The organism is Haloarcula sp. K1, from assembly GCF_001647155.1.
In the GTDB taxonomy this organism is placed as follows: Archaea; Halobacteriota; Halobacteria; order Halobacteriales; family Haloarculaceae; genus Haloarcula; species Haloarcula hispanica.
In genome coordinates this window covers 534,243-554,079 of the sequence record NZ_LRHL01000043.1, presented here as the reverse complement: position 1 = coordinate 554,079, position 19,837 = coordinate 534,243, and the positions used below count along the sequence as shown (strand labels likewise).

Genomic DNA, 19,837 nt, shown 5'->3' with positions numbered 1-19,837 from the left:
ATCTCATATTCGATATTCGTGGTAAATCTTTCGACGTACTGATCAAAATAAAAATAGTCACGCGCCTGAAGTCGTCCGCCGAGGCCCGAACCGACAGGGTTTCCCCCCTGCCGGCCAAGTAAAATCCAAGATGAGCAAGGATATAATCGAGGTCCGGGGGGCCGAGGAACACAACCTCAAGGACGTCGACGTGGAGATCCCCCGCGAGGAACTGACAGTCGTCACCGGGCTGTCGGGGTCGGGCAAATCCTCGCTCGCATTCGAGACGGTGTACGCCGAGGGCCAGCGGCGCTACATCGAATCGCTCTCCGCCTACGCACGGAACTTCCTGGGGCAGATGGACAAGCCACAGGTCGAGAACGTCGAGGGCCTGTCACCGGCCATCTCTATCGACCAGAAGAACGCGGCCAACAACCCCCGCTCGACGGTCGGGACCGTCACTGAACTGCACGACTACCTCCGTTTGCTGTACGCTCGGGTCGGCACGCCACACTGTCCGGAGTGTGGCCGTGAAGTCGGTGAGCAGTCCGCACAGAACATGGTCTCGCGGATTCTGGAACTCCCCGAGGGGACCCGCGCCAAGCTGTGTGCGCCGGTCGTCCGCGACCAGAAGGGGGCCTTCGAGGACCTGTTCGACGACCTCGTGAGCGAGGGGTACAGCCGCGTCGAGGTCGACAGCGAGGAGTTCGACCTCACGATGGACCGCCCCGACCTGGACGAGAACTACGACCACACCGTCGACGTGGTCGTGGACCGCGTGAAGATATCGCCGGACGCCCGCTCGCGCATCACGGACTCCGTCGAGACGGCACTCGAAGAGGCCGACGGGACGCTGAAGGTCATCCTGCCGGACCCGGCGGAGGGTGCAGCCGAGACGCTGGGCGGGTCGGATGCCAGGGCGACCGGCGACCTCGCCGACGGGGAGGAGGACGGCGACGGAACCGCCTCGGATCGCCTCGTCGTCGAACTCTCCGAGGATCTGGCCTGTACCCACTGCGGTATCGACATCTCCGAAATCGAGACGCGGTCGTTCTCGTTCAACTCGCCGCACGGGGCCTGCCCGGAGTGTGAGGGGCTGGGCGAGACCAAGGAGGTCAGCGAGGATCTGGTCATCACCGACCCATCGAAGCCGCTCAAGCACGTCTTCGAGCCCTGGAGCTACGACCGGACGTACTACTCACGGCAACTGGACAACGTCGCCGAGCACTTCGGCGTGGACCTTTCGACGCCGTTCGAGGAACTCGACGAATCCATCCAGCGGCAGTTCCTCTACGGGACCGACAGCCGTGTCCACTTCGAGTGGCGGACCAAGAACGGCACCCGAGAGAAGACCGAGCGCTTCGAGGGAGTCATCCCGAACCTGGAGCGGCGACACGTCGAGACAGACTCGGACCGCGCTCGCGAGCACATCGAGGAGTTCATGGCGACCACGACGTGCCCGGCCTGTGAAGGGACGCGGCTCAAAGCCGAATCGCGGGCGGTGCTCGTCGACGGCACCTCGATCACCGAGGTAAACGAGATGTCCATCAGCGACGCGCTGGCCCACTTCGAGGGGATGGAGGAGCACCTCTCGTCCCGGGACCGGAAAATCGCCGAGGAGATTCTGAAGGAGATTCGCGCCCGCCTCGGCTTCATGACCGAGGTGGGTCTGGACTACCTGACGCTGGACCGCGAGGCCTCGACGCTCTCTGGTGGTGAGAGTCAACGCATCCGGCTGGCCACCCAGATCGGCAGCGGCCTCGTCGGCGTCCTCTACGTCCTTGACGAACCCTCCATCGGCCTCCACCAGCGGGACAACGACCGCCTGCTGAACACGCTGGAGGAACTGCGGGACCTCGGGAACACGCTGCTGGTCGTCGAACACGACACCGAGACGATGCGCCGGGCCGACCAGATAATCGACATGGGTCCCGGCCCGGGCAAGCGCGGCGGCGAGGTCGTCGTCAACGGCCCGATGGAGGAGGTCATCGACACTGAGGCGTCGGTGACCGGGGAGTACCTCTCGGGCGAGCGGACGATTCCGGTGCCCGACAGCCGCCGCGAGGCCGACGGCGAACTCACGGTTCGGGGCGCTCGCCAGCACAACCTCGCCGACCTCGACGTGTCCATCCCGCTCGGGACGTTCACTGCCATCACGGGCGTCTCGGGGTCGGGCAAGTCCACGCTGATGCACGACGTGCTGTACAAAGGGCTGGTCCGTCGGATGAACGACACCGACGTGAACCCCGGCGAGCACGACGCCATCGACGGCCTCGACAACGTCGAGACGGTGCGGCTCATCGACCAGTCGCCCATCGGCCGCACGCCGCGGTCCAACCCGGCGACCTACACCAACGTCTTCGACCACATTCGCGAGCTGTTCGCCGAAACGAACCTGGCGAAACAGCGCGGCTACGAGAAGGGCCGGTTCTCGTTCAACGTCAAGGGCGGCCGCTGTGAGGGGTGTGGCGGCCAGGGGACGGTCACCATCGACATGAACTTCCTCTCGGACGTGACGGTCCCCTGCGAGGAGTGTGGCGGCGCGCGCTACAACGACGAGACGCTGGACGTGACCTACAAGGGCGCGACCATCGCCGACGTGCTCGATATGACCGTCGAGGAGGCCTACGACTTCTTCGAGAGCCACGGCGGCATTCGCCGCCGGCTGGAGCTCCTGAAGGACGTGGGCCTGGACTACATGCGCCTGGGCCAGCCCTCGACCACCCTCTCGGGCGGGGAGGCCCAGCGGGTGAAACTCGCCGAGGAACTCGGCAAGAAGGATTCGGGCGAAACGCTGTACCTGCTGGACGAGCCGACAACCGGGCTCCACCCCGAGGACGAGCGCAAGCTCATCGACGTGCTCCACCGGCTCACCGACGACGGCAACACGGTGGTCGTCATCGAGCACGAACTCGACCTGGTGAAAAACGCCGACCACATCATCGACCTCGGGCCGGAGGGCGGCGAGAACGGCGGCGAACTCGTCGCCGAGGGCACCCCGGAGGACGTGGCCCGGACCGACGCGTCCTACACCGGGCAGTACCTCCGTGACCTGCTGCCGAACGTCGACCTAGAGGGGCCGCGAGCAGACCGCGAGCTATCGGCCGAACAGCCGGCTGCGGACGACGACTAATCGGCCGCGTCGTCGATCAATCGCTCCGCTCGCCTCACGAGACTCGCACTGAGGCGGGCTCCGACTTCATCCATCGCATAGAGCGTCTCCTTTGCGGCGTCCGGATCGATATCCCCGGTTTCCACGGCACGGACGAGTACACCGATTGTCCCCGAAACTGGTAGCCATATTGACTTACAAGCATTCCGGAGCGGTTTGTCATCGGTGATGACGACACACTCGTCCGCAAGTCGAGCGCCGGTGAGCAGTGCAACATCGCCGTCGACGATCATTGGAACTTTTCTTTCGGTATCAATTACTGACCCAGGATCGTTCCCGAGTCGAGCTGCTGAATCGGAAACGAGTTCATCTTGATCTTCCTCTCCGGCCCAGGCGAGAATATTAGTTTGAACGATACTCCCTTCATCTATGCAGGTGTCGAGTGCTGATTTAGCAGGCTCTTTCGAGATCTCGAATTTTACCGCCCGAGGGACGGCCAATCCGCCACGCACGGAATCGAGTAAATCAATCGACCCGGTTTCAGCTAATGTAATAATAACGCTCGCATCAAGAAGTACGACCCGCCCGTTCCAGGTCATCGAAGTGCGTCTACGTCGTCGGCCAAATCGACCTCGTCGTAGTTCGACAGAACTCCGCGGTCGTTCGCTTCAGCCATCATCTCCGCGATGGTGAGCCCTGCCAACTCCGCCGCACCGCGCATCCCGACCGCTCCGTCCTGATAGCGCTGGAGGGCGACCCGAACGAGTTCCTCGCGAGCGCCTTGCCGGATCGCCTGTCGGATCGCGTCGCTCCGACTCTCTCCTTTCGCCTCAGCGAGACGCGCCACCAGATCGAGTTCCGTATCGCTCATTCGAGTAGTGACGTTCTCCATGCGAAATGCAACGTATTGCATCGTATTAAGCGTGCGGTCATACCTGAGAGTGATGCCGTGTTCCGGGATAAATCTCCGCACCCGCCACCAACGTTTTAGTCGACGGCGAAACCTGATATAGCCAGCTATGGCGCAGTCGACAGCGGACCGCATCGAGCGGAAACGGGGTATCGGTGGGCTGGCGAAGCAAGCGAACCCGGCCTTTGCCGTGGGCGCAGTCGCAGTCCCGCTCATTGCGTTTGCGGGGGCCGTCGCCAGCGGCAACATCCGGGCGCTAACCTACGTACATGTGATGGCTGGGGTGCTGTGGACCGGCATCGACCTGTTCATGGGGCTCGTGTTGGGGCCGGTGCTCGGCGGCCAGGAACCAGAGGCGCGGGCCGACTTCTTCGCCTCGTTCACGCCCAAGATGACGTTCCTGATGCCGTCGCTGGCGACGGTGACTATCAGCGGCGGCATCCTGCTGGCGCTCCGCCTCGGGAAGTTCCCCAACGCCGACCCGTGGCTGGCGATTCTGACCGCCGCGACGCTGCTTCCGGTCGTTCTCCTCATCGGCTACCAGTTCGACGCGCTGACCGACCCGAAGACGCTGGGCGTCCTCGGCGTCGCCGTCGTTGGTTCCGGCGCGTATCTCGCGGCCACGCTGCCGGCCTTCGCGATGACCTCGTGGTGGATCGTCGCCACGCTCGGTATCGTGACGCTGCTGTCCGTGCAGGGCTTCGGGGTCATCCTGCCCGGCGAGGTCCGCATCTACCGGCAGGTCGTCTCAGAGAACCCGGACGTGGACCTGGTCTCCGAGATCGGGATGCGAAACGCCAGGCTCGGGGGCCTGCAGGGGCTGCTGCAACTGGCAATCGTGTTCGTGATGGTCGGCCTGCGCTGGTGGACGCCGTAGTCTGTGGGTACCGCCCATCGGGGGCGACAGGAACAGTCATCCTTACCACATACGCTCTCGTGTCGGCAGAACAACTACAATCTAGCCGGAGTTAGCACACGTCGTATGTCCGACCCTGAAAGCGGTGCGACGGACCCCGAAACGGTACTGGAGGAACTCGCCAGACTCCCGACGCTGGCCCATCCGACGGCGTCCCCCAACGGCGACGAAGTGGCCTTCTACTACGACGTGAGCGGGCGCAACGAGCTTCACGTCCTTGACGTCGAGAGCGGCACCCACGAGCAGTGGAGCGACGGCGAAGTTCCCCGGAACGCCCGCTGGCACGTCGAGTGGGGAGCCGACGGGGAGCGGGTGTTCTTCCACCTCGACGACGACGGCAACGAACAGAACGACGTGTACGCCATCGAGCGCGACGGGTCGGTCGAGGCAGTCGTCGAGATGGACGGGCAGGTGGTGATACAGGACGTCGGCAGGGACGGTGAGGCCCTGCTGGTCGGGTCGACACGCGACGGCCAGATAAACCTCTACAGCCACGACCTCGGGAGCGGCGAGACGGCGAAGCTGACCGATTACGACCGCGCGGTTCACACGGGCATCCTCTCACCCGACGGCTCGCAGCTGGCATACACGACCAACGAGACCGACGACTTCGACAACATGGACGTGTACGTCAGCGACGCTGACGGGGCAAACCCGAAGCCCCTCGAAATCGGTGTCACCGGCGCGGAAGCCGCCCCAGCCGACTGGGGACCCGACGGCGACCGCCTGCTGGTCGTGGACAACAGCGAGGACCTGTCCCGGAGCGGTGTCTACGACCTGGCGACGGACGAGGTAACGTGGTTCGGCGGCGAGTACGAGGAGGAGCCACAGGCGCTCCTGCCCGACGGCGAGCGGTTCTTGGCCGTTCGGACCCGCGAGGCCACGAAGGTGCCCGTCGTGTACGCCATCGAATCCGGCGAGGAGCGCGAACTCGACCTGCCAGAGGGCGTCGCCTCCTTCGGCATGATGGGCGGCGACCCGGTGCTTTCCGGGGACCACCTGCTGGCGCTACACACGACGCCGACGCGCCGCCCCGAACTGCTCGCCTACGACCTCGACACCGACGAGACGGAGGCGCTGGTCGAAGCCGAGTACGGCCCGTTCTCACCTGACGACTTCGCCGACGCGGAGTACTTCACCATCGAGTCCGACGGCGTGCCAGAGACGCGGCAGGCCGCCGTCGAGTACGACTCCTACGACACGCTGGAGATCGGCTGTCTGCTGTACGATTCCGGCGAGCGGCCGTCGCCGCTCATCGTCAATCCTCACGGCGGCCCGCGCGGGATGGACAGCAAGTCCTTCGACCTCTACACGCAGTTCCTCGTCCACCGGGGCTTCTCGGTGTTGCAGGTGAACTACCGGGGCTCGACCGGCCACGGCCGCGAGTTCATCCGCGAACTGTACGACGACTGGGGCGGGGCCGAGCAGGGCGACGTGGCCTCGGCCGCCGAGCACGTCCTCGCGACGTGTGAGTGGGTAGACGAGGACCGCATCGTCGTCTTCGGCGGCTCCTACGGCGGCTACTCGGCGTACTGGCAAATGGTCCAGTACCCTGACCTGTACGACGCCGGCGTCGCCTGGATCGGCCTCACGGACCTCGAAGACCAGTACGAGAACACGATGCCACACTACCGGACTGAGCTCATGGAGAAGAACATGGGCACCCCGGCGGAGAACCCGGAGCTGTACGAGGAGCGGTCGCCCATCACCCACGCCGATAACCTCGACGCCCCGCTGTTCATCGTCCACGGCGTCAACGACCGTCGAGTCCCCGTCTCGCAGGCCCGCCTGTTCCGCGACGCGCTCGAAGTCGCCGGCTACACCGAGGGACCGGACGGCGATTTCGAGTATCGGGAACTCGGCGAGGAGGGCCACGCCTCCTCCGACATCGAGCAGAAAACGCGGCTGTTCCGCCTGCTCGATGGCTTCCTCGACCGCCGGATCGGGACCGAAACGGTCGCCGCTGACGACTAAGCTCGGCGGCTGCTTCGCCGCGCTGTACGTCTTCGCGTTGACGCGGTCGGTCAGTCGCTGACACCGCCAGTGTTCTTGGCTCGGGCGTCGTACAGTCGGCCATGCACACCGCCTACGCTGCGCTCGGTGACCGCGTCCTCGTCGGCGACGCCGGCAGCGGCTGGGACGACGGCCTCATCGGTCACGACATCGAGTGCGTCGCTGCAGGAGCGGCGGAACCGGACCGTGCCTTCGTGGGCACCGTAGACGCTGGTCTCCAGCGGACGACCGATGGCGGAGCGACGTGGGAGTCGGCCCTTGACGCCGGGGACCGCGTGACGAGCGTCACAGTCAGCCCACACGATGCCGACGTGGTGTGGGCCGGAACGGAGCCGAGCGCGGTCTATCAGTCGACCGACGGTGGAGAGACGTGGACTGAGAAACCCGGGCTGACGGAACTGGACTCGGCTTCGCGGTGGTCGTTCCCGCCGCGGCCCGACACCCACCATGTCCGGTGGATCGCCCTCGCACCGGACGACCCGGAACAGGTGTACGCCGCCATCGAGGCCGGCGCGTTCGTCCGCAGTCCCGACGGCGGTGGGAGGTGGGTCGACCACCCCGAGGGCGCGCGGCGGGACAACCACACGCTGGCGACTCATCCCGATGCCCCGGACCGGGTGTACACCGCCGCCGGCGACGGCTACGCGCTGTCGACCGACCGCGGCGAGACATGGACCCACCCGCAGGAAGGATTAGAACATCGGTACGTGTGGGGGCTAGCCGTCCATCCTGACGATCCGGACTGCATCGTCGTCTCGGCCGCCAGCGGCCCCCGGTCGGCCCACAGCACCAGCGGCGAGAGCTACGTCTACCGGTGGGACGGCGACCGGTGGAGACAGTCGATGGACGGTCTACCGGGGCCGGCGGGACTGGCCCGGCCGATTCTCACCGCCGACCCGGACGACGGCTTCCTCGCGCTGACGAACCACGGCCTGTTCCAGTCAAAGCGCGGGGAGACGTGGACTCGGGAGGGTCCCGACGGCGTGGGCTGGCCGGTCGAGTACGACCAGGTCCCGAGCGGACTGGCCGTCGTGTGAGGGGCGGCCGAGCAAGTGGCCGGCATCAGAGTCCGTCCGCAGCTACGCCAGTCGGAGCAAAACGGCACCGAAACCACTCGTCACGGCCGTCGCAACGGTCGCGAGCAGGAGAATCTTCGCCGCTTTTCGCCGGTCGGCGCGAACAGCCTCGCTTGCGTCGACGCGCCCGCTTTCCCCGCCCGACCCGGAGAGGTCGTAGCGGGCGAGTGCCCCGAAGGCGACGCAGAACCGGAAGTAATCCTGCAGCGCGCCGACGTACCCGCCGAAGACGAAGGGGACGGTCGCCCACAGCGACAGGTCGGGTATCGCGCCGAGGGTGGCGGCGAGGGCGATACCGATGGCGACTGCAAACGAAGCAATGGCCGACAGTCGGCGGGCACGGCGCTGGTTCGCCCCGATGTTGCAGACGCCGGGCTGGTACTCTGCCATGGGCGGTGACAGGGGCTACACCGACAAATACGCCCTGCTTCGGCTGGTGACGCGACGGCCGTTTCGGCGGTTGGCCGAGCAACAGGCCCATTCTCGGGTCCCTGCGACGGATAGCTAACCCAGCGGTCGTCCCGAAAACAGGTACAACAGTCCGTCTGAATCGAGAAGCTATTTGGTTCGTGACACCGAGAGAATGTGTATGCACGATGTTGTGGTGGTCGGCGCGGGTCCGGCTGGGTCCCGGTACGCGCGTCAGGCGGCGAGCCGGGGGCTCGACGTGGTGGTGTTCGAACAGGGGGAGATCGGCAAGCCGCTGGCCTGCTCGGGCCATGTGAGTACAGATATCTGGGAGTTCACCGAGGACGCCCGCGACGAACTGTTCCAAAACGAGATCTCCGGCGCGCGGTTCCACACCGGCGGCCCCGGGAGCCAAGACCACCCATTCTACAAGGATGAGGTCATCTCGAACGTCATCGACCGCGTCGGCCTGGACAAGCACCTCGCAGGGTTGGCCCGCGACGCCGGTGCGGACGTTCGAGAAGCACACTCCGTCGTCGGGGTCACCGAGGACAGGGACAGCGTTACCGTCGAAGTCCGCGGCGATGACGGCGTCGAGGCGTACCGAGCGAAGATGGTCGCGGGCTGTGACGGCCCGAAGAGCCGCGTCCGGCGGGAACTGGACCTGCCGGAGCCCGACGAACTGCTGCACGGCGTGCTCGGGTTCAGCGACGAGGTGGACCACACCGACTTCGTCGACGTTCACCTCACAGTCCCGCGCTTTTTCGCCTGGCGCATCCCGCGGGGCGAGGCCGGCGTCGAGTACGGGCTGGCTGTGCCGCCGGGCGACGACGCTCGCGGCCGCTTCGAGGCATTCGTCGACGGCTACGGCGTCGAAACCGACCACCGCTGTTCCGGACTTATCCCCATCGGCCCGCCGAAGCGGGTCACCGGTCGGCGGTCGTTCCTCGTCGGCGACGCCGCGGCACAGACCAAGCCCTTCACCGGCGGCGGCATCCGCTACGGCATGACCGCGGCCGACCACGCGGCCCGGGAAATCGACCCGGAGGACCCGGCGACGCTGGGCGAGTACGAGCGAGCGTGGCGCGACGACCTCCGGCAGGAGATCCGTCTGGGCCATGCGGTTCGGGCCGGCTACTCCGCGCCGGAGCCGATACAGAAAGCCGGGATGAAGGCCTTCGAGGGCGAGATCGGCGTCCACATGGACCGGCCGACGACGCTGTTCTCACGGGAGCAGTTGGCGGCGCTGTTCTCCCGGTCCTAACGGACCTGTTACTCGCCTGGCGTGTGCAGATAACGTTTTTACCGACCGATAGAAAAGGTCGGGCGTGGTAACACGCCGACGAACCTACGTCCTCGCGGGCCTGCTCGTTCTCACCGGCTGTCTGACGACAGTCCTTCTCGCGCGAGTGCTATCGACGATATTCTTCGCAATCACAGTCGCATACGTCCTGTTCCCCGTCTCGAAGTGGCTCGGGCGCCACGGGCTCAACAAGCGACTGTCGGCGGCCGTGACGACTGGTATCGCCTTCGTCAGCGGCACACTCATCGTCGTCCCGCTCGGGGCCGTGCTGTATCTCCGCCGTCGTGACCTGTTTTCGTTCTTCCAGCAACTCCCACCGATGGTGACCATCGATGTCGGCGGGTTTAGCTACCCGGTCGAGATCGCGCCGACGTTGCTATCAGCGCGACGGATACTCACGGATTTCGCAGTCGACCTCGCGGCAGAATCGCCCGTCCTGGCGCTGAAAGCCGTCCTGTTTACGATTCTCGTCTACGCGATGCTGTGGCGGCCACAGGCGCCCAAAAAGGCCGCCTATCGGACGGTGCCGGCGTCGTATCACGAGGTCGTCAACCGACTCCATCAGCGACTCCGGGGGACGCTGTACGCGATTTACGTTCTCCAGGCGGCGACGGCGTTCGGGACCTTCGTCGTGGCGTGGGTCGTGTTCTGGCTGCTGGGCTATCAGGGCGCGTTCGCGCTGGCGGTGGTTGCCGGCATCCTGCAGTTCGTCCCCGTCATCGGCCCCAGCGTCGTCGTCCTTACCATCGCTGTCGCGGACCTCATCAACGGAAACATCACCGGTGCGATACTGGTGACCGTGTTCGGCCTCGTCTTCGTCGGCTTCCTCCCCGACGCAGTCATCAGGCCGAAACTCGCCCGCTACACGACCGGCCTCCCGGCCAGCCTCTACTTCGTCGGGTTCACCGGCGGCGTGCTGACGCTGGGCGTCATCGGCTTTATCGCCGGGCCAGTCGTCATCGCGCTGTTGGTCGAACTGTCGTCGCTGTTGACGAACGAGCGGCAGGGAGACCAGCAGCAACTGAGCTGAGCCAGCAGTCGGTATAACAGTTAGTTCGTCTCCAGCGGCCGCCCCTGTGCCTCCCATTCGGTCAGGCTCCCTTCGTAGAAATCCACCTGCTCGAAGCCGAGATGCCGGAGAACGACGTACGTGTGGCTGATTCGCCGAGCGGTGTTACAGTAGAGGACGATACGTTTCTCGGGGACGATACCTGCACGTTCGAGAACAGATCGCGCTTCGTCTTGCGGAAGCAGTCCCCGCGTCTCGTCGTCGACGAGGGCCCGCCAGTCCAGCAGGACCGCACCCGGGATGTGGCCCTCGTCGTACTCCCCGTCCTCGCGTGTGTCGACCAGCACCGCGTCAGGGTCGTCCGCGGCGTCAGCGACCGCGTCCGGACCGACCAGCGGCGTCGCGTCGGGACGAGTCAGCTCGTAGTCGGTCGGCTCGACAGCCGGCGTCTCGCTCGACGTTTCCCGTTCGAGTTGCCAACTGGAGAAGTCGCCGTCGAGGAGATGGAGCCGGGCGGGGTCGTGGCCGAACAGTTCTGCGGTGACCAGAAACCGCGCGGCGAAGACGCCGTGGTGGTCGTCGTACGCGACGATTTCGCTCTCCGGCGTGATGCCGGCCCCCGAGAGCAACTGTGCCCAGTCGTCCTCGTCGGGGAGCATCCCTTCGCCAGCGTCGGCGTCGGACTCCGCGCCGTGTTCGTCTGCCCGGAACGAATCGAAGGGCACGCTCACCGCATTCGGGAGGTGGCCGAGGCCGTCGTATTCCCAGGCGTCGCGCACGTCGACGATTCGGATACCCTCGCCCTGGCTCGCCACCCACTCCGCAGAGACGAAATCAGTCATTGTCGTGGCGTTACCGCTCTGTCCGCTTGAAAACTCCCATCGCAGTCGGTCGAAGGTGGTTGCAAATATTGCTCGTTCTCACGGGAGAACAGAGCGAGCCGTCCCGGACATGGTACTCCATGGCCCTTATTCCCTCCACCGCTGGAACGCCGTCTTTCGGCACCTCCAAATAGGGGTAATATATGCCGCCAGGGTGGATGAGTGGCCGAACATGCCGAAAGTCGTGGTAATATATGTCTGGTAGACTTACGCTTCGACGCACTATGACTGACTACGCTAACGACGTGCTCGTCTCGGCCGACTGGGTCAGCGAGCATCTGGACGAGTTCCAGAGCGACGACCCCGCCCACCGACTGGTAGAGGTGGACGTCGACACGGAACTGTACGACGAGAGCCACGCACCCGGCGCAATCGGCTTCAACTGGGAGACGGACCTCCAGGACCAGACCACGCGGGACATCCTCGACAAGGACGACTTCGAGGACCTGCTCGGTGCCCACGGCATCAGCGAGGACTCGACGGTTGTGCTCTACGGTGACAACTCCAACTGGTTCGCCGCCTACACATACTGGCAGTTCAAGTACTACGGTCACGACGACGTGAAGCTCCTCGACGGCGGTCGCGAGTACTGGGTCGAGAACGACTACGAACTCACCGACGAAGTGCCCGAGTTCTCCGAAGTCGACTACGAGGCCGCCGGTCCGCGCGAGTCCATCCGCGCCTACCGAGAGGACGTCGAGAACGCCATCGAGCGTGAACTGCCGCTCGTCGACGTTCGCTCGCCCGAAGAGTTCTCCGGCGAAATCCTCGCACCCCCTGGACTCCAGGAGACCGCCCAGCGCGGCGGCCACGTACCCGGTGCCCAGAACATCTCCTGGGCGGCCGTCACCAACGACGACGGCACCTTCAAGGACTACGACGAGCTCGAAGAGCTCTACGCCGAGTACGGCATCGACGGCGACTCCACGACGGTCGCCTACTGCCGCATCGGTGAGCGCTCCTCCGTCGCCTGGTTCGCCCTGCACGAACTGCTGGGCTACGACGACACCATCAACTACGACGGCTCCTGGACCGAATGGGGCAATCTGGTTGGTGCGCCTATCGAGAAGGGCGAGGCTGAGTAAGCGACAGCGTACGAAGCCTCGAATCGAAGCGGCGACCGACGGGAGCCGCGGAGAAGGGCGAGGCCGACGACTGAGCGTAGCGAAGGAATCGGCCTCGTAGCGGAACGGCGACCACCGGGAGCCGTGAAGCAAGGCGAGGCTGAGTAAGCGACAGCGCAAAATCGGAGACCGACTTTCGAATTTTTGTAGCGTTGTTCGGAGCCGGTAGCGTCGCCGAGACGGTGGCGGCCGTTCCGAACGGCTATCTCCCGACGCCGAAATACAGCGGTGTGCCCAACCGTACATTCAAGTCAGATGCGGGTCGTACACCCGAATGTGGACCGAAAGGAACTCGAACGGGAACTCCGCGACGCCTTCGACGCCGACCCCGATATCGTCACGGTCGTGGCCAGACAGGCGCGGGACCTCTCGGAATCGGACCAGTTCGTGACCGACTTCGGGGCGGAGCTGACGGTGGGGGATGTCGTCGACAACCTCGCGGACGCGCCCGAGGACTATCAACTCGCCGAGCGGTGGAACTGGTGGCTGGGTGCGCTTGACCTCTCACACGGCGGCTACGCGCGGTTCAGCGTGCGACAGGACATCGACAAGACGTCCTGATCTGTCGCTGTCGGTGTTTCTGCGTGGATGGGAAAAACGGCGCGACGCCAGTCAGTGTACGCTAAGCCCGTGTGCCTCTCGTGCGTGTTCGAGGAGTTCCTCCGTCGTGTCGAACTCCTCACCGCAACTGCACGTGTGGTACGTCGTCGGGGGTTGCTGGCGTGTCGCCATGACAACTGAACAATGAGCCCCGAGTATAATAATTGTTTATGCTAGCGTGATAACACTGCCCAGCCGACGTGTTATCTTTACATAATACCACAACCGGAAAGACTCCCTTGACAGTTCATAGCCCCTAAGAACCCGGATATCGTCGTGTTCCGGTTCATAGATATTCCGCCTTCCCGGCGGTTGATGGCACGATTCGGTCAGAACCGACGAACGGAAACGGGCGCGACGCTTCCGTCGGTATAATGGATGTGCAGTTTCTCGGCGGGGCGGGTGAGATCGGCCGGAGCGCCGTCCTCATCGACGAGTCGCTGCTGCTGGATTTCGGAATGTTGACCGACTCACCGCCACGGTTTCCGGTGCGGACGCCGTCGCCGGACGCCGTCGTCGTCTCGCACGGCCACCTCGACCACGTCGGGACCATCCCGGCGCTGGTGTCGGGCGACGCGCGGCCGCCGATTCACTGGACGCCGCCGACGTACGAACTGGCGATGACGCTCGCACGGGACACGCTCAAACTCCACGGCGGGACCGTCAACTGTCCGTTCACCGAGACCAACGTCAGACGGGTCACACAGGTGTCAGAGACCCACGGCTACCGCGAGTCGTTCGAGGCCGCCGGCTACGAAGTCACGTTCTACAACGCCGGCCACATCCCGGGGAGCGCACACGTCCTCGTCGACGATGGCGACACCCGACTGCTGTACACGGGTGATTTCCACACCGACGACCAGCGCCTCGTCTCGGGGACGACGGCACGCCCCGACGCGGACGCGATTATCTGTGAGAGCACCTACGCCGATGTCGACCACGAACCCAGGGAGACGGTCGAGGAGCGGTTCGTCGAGAGCGTCGAAACGACGCTCTGGGAAGGCGGGACCGTCGTCGTGCCTGCTTTCGCCATCGGCCGAACCCAGGAGATGCTGCTCATCTGCGAAGCGCACGACATACCCTGTTACGTGGACGGGATGGGCAAACAGGTGACCGAGATGCTCGGGCAGTACCCCGAGTTCGTCCGCGACGCGGACGCGCTCCAGCGGGCGAAATCCCACGCCCGGTTCGTCACTGGGAAGGACGGCCAGCGAAAGCGCATTACCGACCAGAAGGCGGCCATCGTCACCACCAGCGGGATGCTCTCCGGCGGCCCGGCGATGACGTACATCCCCGAAATCCGCGGGAATCCGATGAACAAGATTACCATGACCGGGTATCAGGTCGAGGGGACGCCGGGACGGGACCTGCTAGAGACGGGGAGCGCCGAGATAGACGGCCGGATTATGCCGGTCAGCGCACGGGTCGAGCAGTACGACTTTTCGGCACACGCCGACCGCGACGGGTTGTTTGCGTACCTCAACAGCTATCGTGACACGCCGGTGCTCGTGAACCACGGCGACCGCTGTGAGACCTTTGCGACCACGCTCCGCGAGGACGGCTACGACGCGACAGCGCCCGAGCTAGGCGCGACCGTCGCCGTCCGGTAGACGGCCACACAGATGACCTCGGCCACGTTCAGTCACTCTCGTCTGCGTCTCCGGTGGCACGCTGCTTCAACCACTCGTCGAGCAGGTCGCGGATTGCGGCGTCCCGGTTGTCGCGGTGGTCGGCGAACGCCTTGTCGTCAATCGCGTCGAGCAACTCCTCGTCCAGTTCGACCTCAATCGATTCGAGGTCCAGAAACGCTTCGTCCATTGATTACGGGGAGTTGGACGGCCAGAGAAATATATCCTCGTCAGACAACCGTCGGTCAGTCGCGTGACAGCGGCCGCGAAGGCGGAGAGTTCCAGAAGGGTGTCAGGAGACCGCCATGCTTTGATTACGACTCGCGTCGTATCCACAGTCAGTGATGGGCTCGCTACAGTCTCTCATCGGCCCCCACCGGCTCGACGCGCTCGGCGCGTGGGCGGTAACGGGAATTCTCGTGGGTGGCGTCGGACGGTTCGCGGCCGGTGGCGAATTCGATTGGGCAGTGCTCACGGCACTCCTCGTGGCTATCGCGGTCACAGTTCCGTTCGCCACGCGGGACCTCGAAACGACGGTGCCCGCGGAGTTGCTCGGACTGGTCGCGGTGCCGGTACTCGTCCGGGCGTTCGGCGGCTTCCCGCAGGTCACGCCGTTCCTCGTGGTCGCCGGGGTCGCGCTGTTGCTGGCCGTCGTGCTCGATGCGGGCACCTCACTGACGATGACGCCGCGGTTCGCGACGGTGTTCGTCGTCATCGTGACGATGGCCGTCGCCGGCGTCTGGGCGGTCGGTATCTACGCGACCGACACGCTACTGGGAACCACGTTTCTCGATGGACAGACAGAGTTGATGTGGGATCTCGTCACTGCGGCGGGTGCCGGTGTCGTCGCCGGCGTCGTGTTCGAACTGTACTTCGAGCGGTCAGCACGCATCGCTCGACTGCGCGTCTCGGACCCGGATCCCCCGGAAGGTGACCAGTCGGAAGCGTCCCTTCCTGGAAACGGCACGCACCACCGCATCGCTGTCCGGACGCTACAGGCGCTCCTCGGTCTGATATCCGCATTCGCACTCGTTCGTGGCAACGTGACGCTGTTCGTCAACAGCGGCGGCCCACTGGCGATAACGTTCCTGCCGGCGCTGCTCCGCCGGGAGTACGGCTACGCGATGGACACCGGCCTCGTCCTGTGGATCACAGTGGCGTCGACGCTGCACGCGGCCGGCGCGTTCGAACTGTACGGAGCGTTTGGCTGGTACGACAGTCTGGCCCACGCCGTCTCGGCATCGCTCGTGGCCGGCGTGGGATACGCGGTCGCACGAGCAGTCGAACGCCACTCCGGGGCGGTTGCTTTCAACAGGAAGTTCCGCGCGACCTTCGTCGTTCTGTTCGTCCTCGCGGTGGGCGTCGGCTGGGAGATCCTGGAATTTGCCAGCGGCGGCATCGCGTCGATTATCGGCGGCGAGGCGGTCCTCGCCCAGTACGGGACGAGCGACATCGTGAACGACCTCGTGTTCAATACGGTCGGCGCACTCGTCGTCGCGGGCTGGAGCACCGCCCACTTCGAGGGTCTCGCGGCCCGACTCACCGGGCGGGTCGGGCGGCTCACAAGCGGTGATTGAGTCCCTGACGTCCTCTGTTCCCGAAAGCGGCTCTACGGTGCAGACGGACCGAAACGTATGGAGCAGGCACATCTCGATTTCGACCGCTACTTCGAGGTCGCAATGGAGACCGACGAGGCACAGGCCGCGGAGATGACTGTCGAGCCGGGTCGGTCCGTCGGCGGCCCGGAAAACTATCACGAGCACAGCGACCAGTGGCTGTTCGTGGTCAGCGGTACCGGCGTCGTCACCATCGACGACGACGCCCACCGGGTCGACGCCAGCGACCTCGTCCGCATCGAGGCCGGCGAACGCCACGGTCTCGAAAACGACGGGGACGAGCCACTGGAGACGGTCAACTTCTACACGCCGCCGCGATAGCCGTCTCAGGACTCGGTGTCGTCGACCGGAGACAGTTCGTAGCAGGTGCCGTCCCGAAGGACGAAGGGCACGTCCGATGCGATAAGCGCGCGGGCTGCCTCACCAGTGATAGTCGCCGCCTCATCCGGCCGGAGGGCCGTGTCGAGCGCCTCAGCCTGCGCGTCGGCGAGCGACAGCGGTTCGAGCGTTACACACCGGGCGCTATCCGTCGCCTCGACTGCATACGTGACTTCGGCCGGCTTGTCGCCGTGGACTGCAAGCGAGAACACGTAGTACGAGCCGTTGTGGACGTACACCGAGCTGTTCGGGTCGAAGCCGCCCACGTCGGAGTCGTAGCGATGCTCGCCCGAGTCTATCGCGTCGATGACAGCGCGTCGGTCGCTGTCGGGGAGGTCGTCGACCCGTACCGTCGACTCGTTTCCGGGGTCGTCGACTTCGCTCACGCTGTATTTGTTGATGTAGCCGCCGAATCCGGTCGTTCGCTCCGCGACTGCGTACGTCTCGCCGTCGAACGCGAAACAGCCGAACTCGTGAAACACATGCGCCCACTCGTGGGCTGTCACGTCTGCCGAGGGGTCACGGATGGCTGTTTTGAGTGCATCGGTCGTCTCGGAAAAGACACCGACAGTCGCCGTTTCGGGCACTGCTGCGGCGTCGATCGGTGACAACACTACCGGGGTTGGCGTCGCTGTCGCCGTGGCTTCTTCCGTCGAGGAGTCGTCGCCGAGTCCGGAACAGCCGGTCACGAGCGTACAGGCGATGGTTCCAAGAACGGTCCTGCGGGAGGGCACAGTCGCCGATTTCTGGGCGACCGGTAAATGCTTTCAGCGTCAGGCGACGCCGGCCTCCGCGTCCATCGGGTCCTGAATGTCGCCGACGACCTCTTCGAGCAGGTCCGTGACCGTCACCAGCCCGATGACTTCGCCGTCCTCAAGGACGAATGCGAGTTCCTGACGCTCGGCCTGGAACTGGTCGATAGCGTCGCTGACGGTTGTTTCCGGCGACATCGTCATCGGCGGTGAGGCGACGGCTTCGAGGTCGATGCCGTCCAGCAGACCGCCCGACCCGTCCTGCTCCTCGCGCTCGTCGACGAGCGCGGGGATGTAGACGATGCCGAGGAAGTCTTCGAGCGTCTCGCCGACGAGCGGGTAGCGGGTGTGGGGCGTCTCGGCGATCCGCTCGGCGTTGGTCGCGTCGTCGTCGGTGGGCGACAGCGCAACGATATCCCCCCGCGGAACCATCACCTCGCTGACTTCGCGGTCGCCGACGCGGAACGCGGAGAGAACCTCCTCGCGCCGCTCGTCGGGTACGTCGCCGCGGTCGAGGACGGAGCCGAGTTCGTTGCGTAGTTCGGCGCGGGACTCGATGCTCTCGACCTCGGCTTCGAGCCACGCGCCGGACATCTCGACGCCGAACAGTCCCAGCGTCCACTTGGCGACCCCGTCACCGACCGAAATAATCGGCGAGATTAGCTTGGCGAAGTAGTACAGCGGGGTCGCACCGTACCGGCAGACGAACTTCGCGCGCTCGACGCCGAGATACGTCGGCGTCTGCTCGCCGTGGGTCAGGTGGACGAGGTTGATGAGGAGGAACGCGATAGCGCCGCCGATGCCGACCCCGGCCAGTGCCGATGTCTCGAAGTACGGCTCGAAGATGGCCGCGAGCGCCGGTTCGGCGATGATACCGACGGCGATACTGGAGGCGGTAATGCCGACCTGACAGCTCGTCAGATAGATCTCCAGGTCGTCGGTCATCTCCCAGGCACGCCGGAGGCCGGGTTCGTCGAACTCGGACTCGTCGTACTGTCTGGCCCGCGTCAGTGCGAACTCGATGGCGACGAAAAAGCCGTTGGCGAGAATCAGGGCGATTCCTGCAAGCAGCCTGACCGCGACTTCGACTGGTTGCATGTGCCGGCGGGGTTCACGTTCCGGCGGTGAAAAAGTGGGGATTGTAGTCTCCACTCACGCCGCGGCAGCACTGTCGGCCGTTCTCAGGGGCGTTCGAAGTCGTACTTGACGCCAGTGAGGTCGGTCGAGACCGCCCAGAGCCGCTCGGCGGTCTCCTCGTCACGCGAGGTCTCGTTCGACTGCTGGAATTCTGGCGCGCCGCGCATATCGAACAGCCCGCCGGGACCGACGTACTCGCCGCCGATGACGTCGTCGGCGGTGGCGGCGTACAGCATCGGGAGCGCGCCCTGTTCGGCAGATTGCGCGAAAACGGCGTTGGCGACGCCCATGGCCGCGGTTCGCAGCGTCGACCCCATCTCCCGCGGCCCGCGGAACTGGAGGTCGGTGTCGGCGTAGCCGGGGTGGCAGGCGACGCTTATCACGTCGTCCCAGCCGTGGTTGCCCAGACGACGCTGGAGTTCGTAGGCGAAGAGGAGGTTTGCGAGCTTGCTCTGGCCGTAGGCTGACCACTTCCCGTAGGAGCGCTCGCGCTGGAGGTCGTCGAAGTCGATTTCGCCCATCTCGTGGGCGCCACTCGACTGCGTGACAATCCGGGATTCGCCGTCGGCGGCCCGGAGCAGGTCGAGCAGGTGTCCGGTCAGGGCGAAATGGCCCAGGTGGTTGACGCCGAACTGCGTCTCGAAGCCATCGGCCGTCTCGCTCCGGGGAATCGCCATGACACCGGCGTTGTTACAGAGAATGTCGACGGCGTCGTAGTCGTCCCGGAGGCCGTCGGCGAACGCCGCGACGTTCGACAGGTCGGCCAGGTCACACTCCCGGACGTCGAGCGTCGCGTTCGGAACGGCTTCGCGAATTTCCGTGGCGGCCGATTCACCGCGTTCGACGCTCCGGCAGGCCATCACCACCGTTGCACCCCTGCGAGCGAACGCCTTCGAGCCTTCGAGTCCCAGTCCGCTGTTCGCACCAGTCACGACCACAGTTCGGTCCCTCAGCGGGGGCATATCTTCGATAGTCCAGCCTGTCATTGACGCAGA

Annotated in this window: 19 protein-coding genes; 11 read left to right on the top strand and 8 right to left on the bottom strand. The window is 65.1% G+C overall.

Features of this window, described 5'->3' with window-relative positions; all coding sequences use genetic code 11:
• Nucleotides 1–130: 130 nt before the first annotated feature.
• Nucleotides 131–3,112 carry an excinuclease ABC subunit UvrA gene (gene uvrA, locus AV929_RS16355; protein WP_064288739.1) on the top strand — a complete coding sequence of 994 codons (2,982 nt, stop codon included), beginning with the start codon at nucleotides 131–133 and terminating at the stop codon, nucleotides 3,110–3,112.
• On the opposite strand, the gene AV929_RS16350 is transcribed toward uvrA, so the two are convergent.
• Complete coding sequence (locus AV929_RS16350; RefSeq protein WP_064288737.1) at nucleotides 3,109–3,690, bottom strand: DUF3368 domain-containing protein; 582 nt, start codon at nucleotides 3,688–3,690, stop codon at nucleotides 3,109–3,111. The two genes, uvrA and AV929_RS16350, sit on opposite strands and share 4 nt — an antisense overlap.
• On the bottom strand, nucleotides 3,687–3,983 hold the full coding sequence (locus tag AV929_RS16345) for a UPF0175 family protein (protein WP_050007252.1): 297 nt from the start codon (nucleotides 3,981–3,983) through the stop codon (nucleotides 3,687–3,689). The genes AV929_RS16350 and AV929_RS16345 overlap by 4 nt, the downstream gene beginning before the upstream one ends.
• A 127-nt stretch (nucleotides 3,984–4,110) precedes the next feature.
• Between AV929_RS16345 and AV929_RS16340 the strand changes: the two genes are divergently transcribed.
• The 3 genes from AV929_RS16340 to AV929_RS16330 all read left to right on the top strand — a co-directional run bounded on the left by AV929_RS16340 (nucleotide 4,111) and on the right by AV929_RS16330 (nucleotide 7,967).
• Entirely contained in the window at nucleotides 4,111–4,878 is a 768-nt protein-coding gene (locus AV929_RS16340; protein WP_014041278.1) for a hypothetical protein, read from the top strand.
• 105 nt (nucleotides 4,879–4,983) lie between these two features.
• Nucleotides 4,984–6,891 (top strand): prolyl oligopeptidase family serine peptidase, encoded by a 1,908-nt coding sequence (locus tag AV929_RS16335; protein WP_064288734.1) that lies wholly within the window; start codon nucleotides 4,984–4,986, stop codon nucleotides 6,889–6,891.
• A gap of 101 nt (nucleotides 6,892–6,992) precedes the next feature.
• Nucleotides 6,993–7,967: a hypothetical protein gene (locus tag AV929_RS16330; protein ID WP_064288732.1), complete on the top strand. Its 975-nt coding sequence runs from the start codon at nucleotides 6,993–6,995 to the stop codon at nucleotides 7,965–7,967.
• A 42-nt stretch (nucleotides 7,968–8,009) separates the two neighbouring features.
• Here the strand turns inward: AV929_RS16330 and AV929_RS16325 are convergent, their stop codons facing one another.
• Nucleotides 8,010–8,396: a hypothetical protein gene (locus AV929_RS16325; protein ID WP_064288728.1), complete on the bottom strand. Its 387-nt coding sequence runs from the start codon at nucleotides 8,394–8,396 to the stop codon at nucleotides 8,010–8,012.
• A 199-nt stretch (nucleotides 8,397–8,595) separates the two neighbouring features.
• On the opposite strand from AV929_RS16325, the gene AV929_RS16320 reads away from it, so the two are divergent.
• Both AV929_RS16320 and AV929_RS16315 read left to right on the top strand, forming a co-directional pair.
• A complete protein-coding gene (locus tag AV929_RS16320; protein WP_064288726.1) occupies nucleotides 8,596–9,678 on the top strand; it encodes a geranylgeranyl reductase family protein in 1,083 nt (360 codons plus the stop codon).
• Nucleotides 9,679–9,742: 64 nt separating this feature from the next.
• Nucleotides 9,743–10,747, top strand: coding sequence for an AI-2E family transporter (locus AV929_RS16315; RefSeq protein ID WP_014041283.1), 1,005 nt, complete (start codon nucleotides 9,743–9,745; stop codon nucleotides 10,745–10,747).
• A gap of 20 nt (nucleotides 10,748–10,767) precedes the next feature.
• Here AV929_RS16315 and AV929_RS16310 read toward each other — a convergent pair whose 3' ends face one another.
• Nucleotides 10,768–11,568 (bottom strand): sulfurtransferase, encoded by an 801-nt coding sequence (locus tag AV929_RS16310; RefSeq protein ID WP_064288724.1) that lies wholly within the window; start codon nucleotides 11,566–11,568, stop codon nucleotides 10,768–10,770.
• Between the two features lie 263 nt (nucleotides 11,569–11,831).
• On the opposite strand from AV929_RS16310, the gene AV929_RS16305 reads away from it, so the two are divergent.
• The 3 genes from AV929_RS16305 (at nucleotide 11,832) to AV929_RS16295 (ending at nucleotide 14,941) form a co-directional block, all read left to right on the top strand.
• On the top strand, nucleotides 11,832–12,692 hold the full coding sequence (locus AV929_RS16305) for a sulfurtransferase (RefSeq protein WP_014041285.1): 861 nt from the start codon (nucleotides 11,832–11,834) through the stop codon (nucleotides 12,690–12,692).
• Between the two features lie 294 nt (nucleotides 12,693–12,986).
• Nucleotides 12,987–13,292 (top strand): hypothetical protein, encoded by a 306-nt coding sequence (locus tag AV929_RS16300; protein ID WP_008307932.1) that lies wholly within the window; start codon nucleotides 12,987–12,989, stop codon nucleotides 13,290–13,292.
• 413 nt (nucleotides 13,293–13,705) lie between these two features.
• Nucleotides 13,706–14,941 (top strand): MBL fold metallo-hydrolase, encoded by a 1,236-nt coding sequence (locus tag AV929_RS16295; RefSeq protein ID WP_064288722.1) that lies wholly within the window; start codon nucleotides 13,706–13,708, stop codon nucleotides 14,939–14,941.
• 28 nt (nucleotides 14,942–14,969) lie between these two features.
• On the opposite strand, the gene AV929_RS16290 is transcribed toward AV929_RS16295, so the two are convergent.
• The gene (locus AV929_RS16290) at nucleotides 14,970–15,149 is read right to left on the bottom strand and encodes a ribbon-helix-helix protein, CopG family (protein ID WP_050037068.1); all 180 of its coding nucleotides are present in this window, start codon (nucleotides 15,147–15,149) and stop codon (nucleotides 14,970–14,972) included.
• A 154-nt stretch (nucleotides 15,150–15,303) separates the two neighbouring features.
• Between AV929_RS16290 and AV929_RS16285 the strand changes: the two genes are divergently transcribed.
• Together AV929_RS16285 and AV929_RS16280 are read left to right on the top strand one after the other, a co-directional pair.
• Nucleotides 15,304–16,536: a hypothetical protein gene (locus tag AV929_RS16285; protein ID WP_064288721.1), complete on the top strand. Its 1,233-nt coding sequence runs from the start codon at nucleotides 15,304–15,306 to the stop codon at nucleotides 16,534–16,536.
• Nucleotides 16,537–16,593: 57 nt separating this feature from the next.
• Nucleotides 16,594–16,896, top strand: coding sequence for a cupin domain-containing protein (locus AV929_RS16280; protein WP_014041290.1), 303 nt, complete (start codon nucleotides 16,594–16,596; stop codon nucleotides 16,894–16,896).
• A 5-nt stretch (nucleotides 16,897–16,901) separates the two neighbouring features.
• Here AV929_RS16280 and AV929_RS16275 read toward each other — a convergent pair whose 3' ends face one another.
• The 3 genes from AV929_RS16275 to AV929_RS16265 form a co-directional block, all read right to left on the bottom strand.
• A complete protein-coding gene (locus tag AV929_RS16275; protein WP_014041291.1) occupies nucleotides 16,902–17,687 on the bottom strand; it encodes a hypothetical protein in 786 nt (261 codons plus the stop codon).
• A 39-nt stretch (nucleotides 17,688–17,726) separates the two neighbouring features.
• Nucleotides 17,727–18,803, bottom strand: a complete 1,077-nt coding sequence (locus tag AV929_RS16270; RefSeq protein WP_014041292.1) for a hemolysin family protein — start codon at nucleotides 18,801–18,803, stop codon at nucleotides 17,727–17,729.
• A gap of 83 nt (nucleotides 18,804–18,886) precedes the next feature.
• Nucleotides 18,887–19,828: an oxidoreductase gene (locus AV929_RS16265; RefSeq protein ID WP_023843413.1), complete on the bottom strand. Its 942-nt coding sequence runs from the start codon at nucleotides 19,826–19,828 to the stop codon at nucleotides 18,887–18,889.
• Nucleotides 19,829–19,837 lie beyond the last annotated feature (9 nt).